Origin of the sequence: Polaromonas sp. UBA4122 (genome assembly GCA_002381615.1) — a bacterium.
Taxonomy (GTDB): Bacteria; Pseudomonadota; Gammaproteobacteria; order Burkholderiales; family Burkholderiaceae_C; genus Polaromonas.
In genome coordinates, this window is the sequence record DFWY01000133.1 from 1 (window position 1) to 7,269 (window position 7,269).

Here is a 7,269-nt window from a genome sequence, read left to right on the forward strand (position 1 = left end):
CACTGAATGGTCACGATGTGGCGATGCCAATTTACCGGGGGCAGCGGGGGCACCCCGTCGGGTTTTCTGCCCGTTGTGGATTGGCACTCCTTAACTTGAAGGGAAATCAGGGTGCAGCCCTCGTCGTTCGTTCGTATACAGCTATTGAATTGATAGTGAATGATGTCGGCTGCGTGACCGACATTGATACTGTTGATGATTTGAGGACCGCCGAGCGGCTTATGCACGGGGCTTGCGGCTCAGGCTAATTAGCCCCTTGATCGAAATCCTGTCGAGATATTCGACGGTGAACGACCGTTTTTCTCGCTGCGCTATGACCGCATCAGGCCCTGAGGATGCGAATTCATTTGAACGCCAACGAACGCACGGCGGCTTGACAGGAACTGCCTTTTTCGCGCTGCTGGTTTCGTTGACCCGCTCCCCACAATTAGCAATATAACTGAGTCGGATCCAAGGTTGCAAATTGATGTTGAGCCGCGAATTCGGCCGGCGTGATGTACCCAAGCTGGCCCGTCAGAGTCCTTAGCTTACATTCGGCTCATCACAAAAATCGAGGATTCGCTTCGCTGCGCCGGCCTATCCTTTAGCGTTCTTCGCAGCGATCGCCTGACGGACGCGCTCGGTCGTCATCGGCAACCGGAACATGCGTGCCCCAGTCGCATCAAATACCGCGTTGGCAATCACCGCTCCGGTAGTTGTGATCGACGGTTCCCCACCGCCCTGCGGTGCCAGATTGTCGTTCTTGACAAGCACGGTCTCGATTCGAGGAACCCAGGAGAAGCGTGGGATGTCGTAGCTGTCGAAATTACGGTCAAGAATTTCACCGCCGCGGAAACGGAGCTCCTCGGTCAATACGTACCCGAGTCCCATGGTGATCCCGCCTTCAATTTGCATCTTCGCGCCATCGGGATTCACGACGATCCCCATGTCCTGCGCGCAGACAATCCTCAGCACTTTCACCTTTCCATTCGCTGGATCCACCTTAACCTCGGCCATCGTCGCGACGTAGGTCCCAGCGTCGATGCTGCACGCCAGCCCGAAACCTCTTCCACTCGGCGTTGCAGCCGCCTTCCAACCAAAGGCAGCGGCCGCTGCCTGCAGGACTCTGTGCATTCTGGAGTCCGTGAGATTTCGAAGGCGAAATGCGAGCGGATCCGACCCTGCCGCTGATGCCATGATGTCAATTTGCGATTCGGTGGCAAACACGTTCATGTTGGCGCCCGGCGCCCGCCACGGCCCAACGGAAAACGGATGAACGCTTGTTTCAGCTGCCGCAGGATCGTACGAAGTTCGCCCAGCCGAGCGAATCCAGGCGTTCGGAATATCGTAGAAAGAGGTTGCTCCGCGTTCGCCAGCAGCGTAGACCGAATAGTCCCAAAGCGAGATTCTTCCATCGTGATCGATGCCAGAGACGATCTTCACGACTGCAGCGGGATCGAACGTGTCGTTGAAAAATTCTTCAGAGCGGGTCCAGGCCACTTGCACTGGTTTGCCGGCGATCTGTGCAAGCCGCGCCGCTTCGATGGCCTGACCGCTTTCACTCTTGCCGCCAAATCCGCCCCCGACGAACGGAGTAATTACGCGGACGTTTTTCGGGTCCACTCCGAGAATTTTTGCGAGCCTGTCCCGCGTTGGAAACGGCGTCTGTGTCGACGCCCAGACCGTTACTTTTCCACCCTTGATTTCGGCCACCGCCGCGTGCGGCTCGATGGCCGCGTGTGCAACATATCCCTTGTGGTAGCTCGTCTCGAACAGGCGCGCTGCACCGACCCGCGCTGCTGCAAGATCGCCTCGATTCACTATATTTTTTAGTTCGCCAGAGTGCTTGACGATGTGGGTAAAAATGCTTTCTTGGTTCACGTTTGCCTCGGGCAGGTGCCAGTCCGCTTTGATGCGCCCGAGCGCGACCCCGGCAGCTTCGGGATCGGCGTGTAAAACGGCGACCAAATCGCCACGCTTGACAAGCGTGATTCCCGGCAGCTTCTCCGCGCCGACTGTGTCGAGCTGTGACAATGTGGCGCCATGCATCGGCGGACGTAGGATCCGCGCGTAGAGCATGCCGGGGATTCTGATGTCGGCCGCGTATTTCGCGGCACCCGTTACTTTCTCAAGTGCATCGAGCCGCGTCGGCGAACCGCCCATCACTCGGAATTCGGAGGCGGCCCGTAAAACAGCTTTCTGGTCCACCACTTGCGCGATTCGCGCTCCCTTGGAAAGCTCGCCGTAGCTAACGTTTCGGTTCGGTTCGCCGGCGACATAAACTATTCCGCCCTTAACCACAAGTTTTTCACCTGGAACATCGAGCTTCTTGGCTGCAAGCGTCATCAAGGCTACGCGCGCCTTGGCTGCGGCCGCGCGCAGTGCTGGCCCGAACATGCGGGTGGTCAGGGACCCGAACGTCCCCATGTCCCAAGGGCATCTATCGGTGTCGCCCAGGACCATGTCAATCGACGCGAGTTCAACACCCAACTCCTCGGCCACCATTTGTGCCTGCGAGGTCAATACTCCTTGACCCATCTCGATCTTCCCGGAAAAAACAGTGACTCGGCCGTTCTCGCCGATCACAAGATATGCATTGAAATCCTCCGGGTAGAGGCGCTTCGCATCTTGCGAGTGGGCCGCCAAAGGTCCAAGTCCGACGAAAACGACAATACCGCCGCCGGCCAGCTTGAAGAAGGTGCGGCGGCTCATCCCCGGAGAAGTGCTCATGATTGGCCCTCCATTTGACGGGAAGCGGATTCGATGGCCTCAATAATTCTTTGGTGGGCTCCGCAGCGACACAGGTTGTGCTCCATGTGGGCAACAACTGCATCACGCGCCGGTTTCGGATTTTCGCCGAGGAACACATACGCATCCAGCAGCATCCCCGATGTGCAGTAGCCGCACTGAAGCGCGCCATGATCGATAAATGCCTGCTGTAGTGGGTGCAATTTTCCATCGCGAGCAAGCCCCTCTATCGTGACGATTTCCTTGCCCGCTACGCTCTTGAGCGAAGTCTTGCAAGAACGCACGGCCTTGCCGCCGATTATCACGGTACAGGCGCCGCATATTCCTTCACCACACCCGTACTTTGAGCCGGTGAGTTCCAGATCCGTGCGCAAAACCCAAAGGAGCGTGCGGTCATCATCAGTGTTAAGTGTGATGGGGCGTCCGTTCAGAATAAATCGGATCGAGCTTTTCATATTGCCTCCATTCAAAAGTCGAGAACAGCAGAGAAGCGACTTACACCTGCCATGACTTGTCGGAGAAAACTACTTTGCCATCCCAGAGACTGCAGCAGCACAACAGTCTCACTTTATGACGCCGGGTTAACTGCGGTTTGATATTTCTCAAGTGCCGCGCCCATCCAGATGCCCAACAATCATGCCCATCCAAACGCACAGCGTCATGGTTGTTGCAGTATTTCGGGCAAGCGCCCCCTTATGCCCCTTATGTTTCGGTCTGTTTGGACCCGGTGCAGGCTTACCGACGATCAGCTTGATGTGATTGCGGGCAAGCGCGATCAGCTCGCCAGCAAAATCCATGAAACATGCGGCGTCTCCAAGGACGAAGTGGAGAAGCGGATTTCAGATTGACGGTTGTTACAAAAAAGAAACCCGCCAATCCTTGCGAATTGACGGGTTTCGCGTATTGCACGTTCAAAACGTCCAGTCGTACTCAATCGTCAGCGGTGCATGGTCGCTAAAACGCTCCGATTTGTAGATATGAGCTGACTTGGCCGTTTGAGCGATGCCTTTAGTGGCAATTTGGTAATCCAGCCGCCATCCCACGTTCTTGGCATAGGCCTGGCCGCGGTTGCTCCACCAAGTGTAGGCGTCGTCGGTGGCCGTGGGCTGCAGCTTGCGGTACACATCGACCATGCCGCCACCCTTGACGCTGGTCGTCGAGGGGCCTGCGCGCTGGGTCAATTCGTCGGCCGCTTCGTTGGCCAGCTCGGCATCGCGCAGCAGTTCGGTCATCCAGGCCCGCTCTTCGGGCAAAAAGCCGCTGTTCTTTTTATTGCCCTTGAAGTTTTTCAGATCAATTTCCTGGTGCGCAATGTTGATGTCACCGCACAGCACAAAGTCACGTGTTTCCTTCAGGCCTGCCAGGTAAGGGTACAACTCGGCCAGAAAGCGGAACTTGGCGGCCTGCCGTTCCTCGCCCGACGAACCGCTGGGGAAGTAGCCGCTGATGATGGACAGCTTCGGTAGCTGTCGGCGGCCGGGGCGGTCAAAGCGCAGCTCCACGTAGCGGCCTTCGGCGTCAAATTCCGGCGAGCCATGGCCCACGATCACGTCGCTGGGCTCATGGCGCGTGTAGATGCCCACGCCGGAATAGCCCTTTTTCGCGGCGAAGTGAAAATACCCTTTGAGGCCTGCGATTTCCTCGAAGCGGCCGCTCATGTCAAGGGCCTGGGCCTTGAGTTCCTGCACGCAAATACAATCTGGCATGGATTGTGCAACCCAGTCCTGCAGGCCTTTGCTGGTGGCGGAACGGATGCCGTTGAGGTTGAGGCTGGTTAATTTAAACAAGGAAATCTCCAATGACTCTCGTGGGTATGGCAGGGCAAACAGACAACAGGGGCCAGACGGCTTCCGGGGACAACGCGCTGGCACAGGAATTCGTGCAGTTTGCCGTTGAATCGGGTGTGCTGCGTTTTGGGCAATTCAAGACCAAGGCCGGGCGCATGAGCCCCTATTTTTTCAACGCCGGCCTGTTTGACGATGGGGCCAAGCTGGGCCGGCTGGCGCAATTCTATGCGCGCCGCCTGCTGGCCGAAGAGCAACGCAGCGGGCTGGCGTTTGACATGATTTTTGGCCCCGCCTACAAGGGCATTCCGCTGGCAGCCGCCGTAGCCATCGAGCTGGCGCGGCTGGGGCGCAACCTGCCGTTTGCCTACAACCGCAAGGAAGCCAAGGACCATGGCGAAGGCGGTATGCTGGTCGGTGCGCCGGTAAAGGGCCGGGTGCTGATTGTGGATGACGTGATGTCGGCCGGCACGGCGGCGCGCGAGTCAATTGCCATCATCAAGGCCGCTGGTGCCACACCTCATGCCGTAGTGATCGCGCTGGACCGGCAGGAAAAGGCCACCGAGAATGGGGTTGACGTGAACTACAGCGCTGTGCAATATGTCACTAGGCAGTTGGGTCTGCAGGTTTGTGCGATTGCGCGCCTGACCGACTTGCTGCAGTATCTGGCTATGCAAAGCTGCGCGCCGGCAACGGAGGCCCCCGGCGCATTGCCCTTGAAAGCGCATTACCAGTCTGTGCTGGCTTATAGGGAACGCTACGGCGTGGATTAAGGAATCGAATGCTTTCGCAAACAACGCTTACCATCGGTCTGGTATGGGTGGCCTGCCTGTGCGGTGATGCTGCGGCCCAGAGCATTTATACTTGTGTCGATGGGAAAGGCCGCACCATCACGCAGGACCGCCCGATTGCCGAGTGCCTGGACCGCACGCAGCAGGAGCTGACACGCTCCGGCACGGTCAAGCGCCAGTTGGGGCCGTCGCTCACGGCGCAGGAGCTGGCCGCGCAGGAAGTAAAAGACAAGCAGGCCGCAGACATGCATGCACGGGAAGCCGAGGAGAAGCGCCGCGATCTGGCCCTGCTGCTGCGTTATCCCAACCGCACGGTTCACAACCAGGAGCGCGCCACGGCGCTCGCCCAGATCGATGAGGTCATCAAGGCTGCCAGCAAAAGAACGGTGGAACTGGCCGAACAGCGCAAGGCCGTCAACAGCGAATTCGAGTTTTACGTGAAAGATCCGGGCAAGGCCCCGCCTTCACTCAAGCGCAGGCTGGAGGAAAACGACAGCAGCGTGCTGGTGCAAAAGAGATTTATCCTGGATCAAGAAAGTGAAAAGAAGCGCGTCAACATGCGTTTTGACGAAGAGCTGGTCAAGCTCAAGGAACTCTGGGCGCTGGCAGGGGGCGCGCCTGCCAATGCAGCCGCCGGCACGACGGGCGCCGCGAGTCGCCCAAGGCTGGCACCAAAAACTAAATTTTAATGAAAATAGACCGCTAGCCCAATAAGGACGGTAGTAATTAGCTATATTTTTAATAGCAATCAGGGTGTCATTCGAAATGCCTAGCCATGCGGCGGCATGGCGCCCATCAAGCCAATTTTTTCCTGAGCAGGTCATTGACCTGCGCCGGGTTGGCTTTGCCTTTGGTCGCCTTCATGGCCTGGCCGACCAGCGCGTTGAAGGCCTTGGCGTTGCCGGCACGGACTTCCTCGACGTTTTTGGCATTGGCGGCCAGCACGTCGGCTATGATTTTTTCCAGCTCGCCGGTGTCGCTCATCTGCTTGAGGCCTTTGGCTTCGATCAGCGCGTCAACGTCCTGACCCTCGTCGGTCCACAAGGCATCAAACACCTGTCTGGCCGCATTGTTGGAGATCGTGCCATCCGCAATCCGTCCGATCAGTGCGGCCAGCTGGTCCGCGCTGACGCTTGAAGTTTCAATGGATTTTCCTTCCGCATTGAGACGCCGTGATAGCTCGCCCATCACCCAGTTGCTGGCCACCTTGGGGCTTTTGCTCGCGCTAGCAACAGCCTCGAAGTAGGCTGCGGTGGCCTTGCTCTGTGTGAGCTGGCCGGCGTCATAGTCGGGCAAGCCGTAGTCGGTCACAAAGCGCTGCGCCATCACGCGCGGCAACTCCGTCATCTCGGAGCGCACACGTTCCACCCAGTCGCGGCCAATTACCAGCGGCGGCAGATCCGGGTCCGGGAAATAGCGGTAATCCGCCGCGTCTTCCTTGCTCCGCATGCTGCGCGTTTCCCCCGTGTCGGGGTCAAACAGCACCGTGGCCTGCTGGATCGCGTGGCCATCCTCAAGCTGCCCGATCTGCCAGCGCACCTCGTAATCCATGGCCTGCTGCATGAACTTGAAGCTGTTCAGGTTCTTGATTTCGCGGCGCGTGCCCAGTGGTTCGCCGGGCTTGCGCACCGACACGTTGGCGTCGCAGCGGAAACTGCCTTCCTGCATGTTGCCGTCGCAAATGCCGATCCAGGTGACGATCTTGTGCAGTTCCTTGGCGTAGGCCACGGCCTCGGCGCTGGAGCGCATGTCGGGCTCGGTGACGATTTCCAGTAGCGGCGTGCCGGCGCGGTTCAGGTCGATGCCGCTCATGCCGACGAAGTCTTCATGCAATGATTTTCCGGCATCTTCTTCGAGGTGGGCGCGCACCAGGCGCACTGATTTTTTCTCTCCCTCAAGGAAGAATTCGACCACGCCGCCTTGCACCACCGGAATTTCGAACTGGCTGATCTGGTAGCCCTTGGGCA

6 protein-coding genes and 2 pseudogenes are annotated in these 7,269 nt (G+C 58.3%); 4 read left to right on the plus strand and 4 right to left on the minus strand.

Annotated elements, in window-relative coordinates:
* Positions 1-248, plus strand: a pseudogene (locus B3F77_RS16015) (nucleotidyltransferase family protein); the annotation flags it as partial.
* Positions 249-576: 328 nt separating this feature from the next.
* On the opposite strand, the gene B3F77_RS16020 reads toward B3F77_RS16015, so the two are convergent.
* Both B3F77_RS16020 and B3F77_RS16025 read right to left on the minus strand, forming a co-directional pair.
* The gene (locus B3F77_RS16020) at positions 577-2,709 is read right to left on the minus strand and encodes a xanthine dehydrogenase family protein molybdopterin-binding subunit (protein WP_293605911.1); all 2,133 of its coding nucleotides are present in this window, start codon (positions 2,707-2,709) and stop codon (positions 577-579) included.
* Positions 2,706-3,182, minus strand: coding sequence for a (2Fe-2S)-binding protein (locus B3F77_RS16025; protein WP_293605912.1), 477 nt, complete (start codon positions 3,180-3,182; stop codon positions 2,706-2,708). The genes B3F77_RS16020 and B3F77_RS16025 overlap by 4 nt, the downstream gene beginning before the upstream one ends.
* A 276-nt stretch (positions 3,183-3,458) precedes the next feature.
* On the opposite strand from B3F77_RS16025, the pseudogene B3F77_RS16030 reads away from it, so the two are divergent.
* Positions 3,459-3,575, plus strand: a pseudogene (locus tag B3F77_RS16030) (general stress protein CsbD); the annotation flags it as partial.
* Positions 3,576-3,638: 63 nt separating this feature from the next.
* Here B3F77_RS16030 and B3F77_RS16035 read toward each other — a convergent pair.
* Positions 3,639-4,514: an exodeoxyribonuclease III gene (locus B3F77_RS16035; protein ID WP_293605913.1), complete on the minus strand. Its 876-nt coding sequence runs from the start codon at positions 4,512-4,514 to the stop codon at positions 3,639-3,641.
* A 26-nt stretch (positions 4,515-4,540) separates the two neighbouring features.
* On the opposite strand from B3F77_RS16035, the gene pyrE reads away from it, so the two are divergent.
* Together pyrE and B3F77_RS16045 are read left to right on the plus strand one after the other, a co-directional pair.
* Positions 4,541-5,284: an orotate phosphoribosyltransferase gene (gene pyrE, locus B3F77_RS16040; protein ID WP_293605916.1), complete on the plus strand. Its 744-nt coding sequence runs from the start codon at positions 4,541-4,543 to the stop codon at positions 5,282-5,284.
* An 8-nt stretch (positions 5,285-5,292) separates the two neighbouring features.
* Positions 5,293-5,991, plus strand: coding sequence for a DUF4124 domain-containing protein (locus tag B3F77_RS16045; protein ID WP_293605914.1), 699 nt, complete (start codon positions 5,293-5,295; stop codon positions 5,989-5,991).
* Between the two features lie 106 nt (positions 5,992-6,097).
* Here B3F77_RS16045 and gatB read toward each other — a convergent pair.
* On the minus strand, positions 6,098-7,269 hold a 1,172-nt coding region (gene gatB / locus B3F77_RS16050), incomplete at its 5' end, for an Asp-tRNA(Asn)/Glu-tRNA(Gln) amidotransferase subunit GatB (protein WP_293605915.1).

Coding starts and splice junctions, on each gene's coding strand:
- B3F77_RS16020 (WP_293605911.1), bottom strand. CDS start 2,709: ATGAGCACTTCTCCGGGGATGAGCCGCCGCACCTTCTTCAAGCTGGCC.
- B3F77_RS16025 (WP_293605912.1), bottom strand. CDS start 3,182: ATGAAAAGCTCGATCCGATTTATTCTGAACGGACGCCCCATCACACTT.
- pyrE (WP_293605916.1), top strand. CDS start 4,541: ATGGCAGGGCAAACAGACAACAGGGGCCAGACGGCTTCCGGGGACAAC.
- B3F77_RS16045 (WP_293605914.1), top strand. CDS start 5,293: ATGCTTTCGCAAACAACGCTTACCATCGGTCTGGTATGGGTGGCCTGC.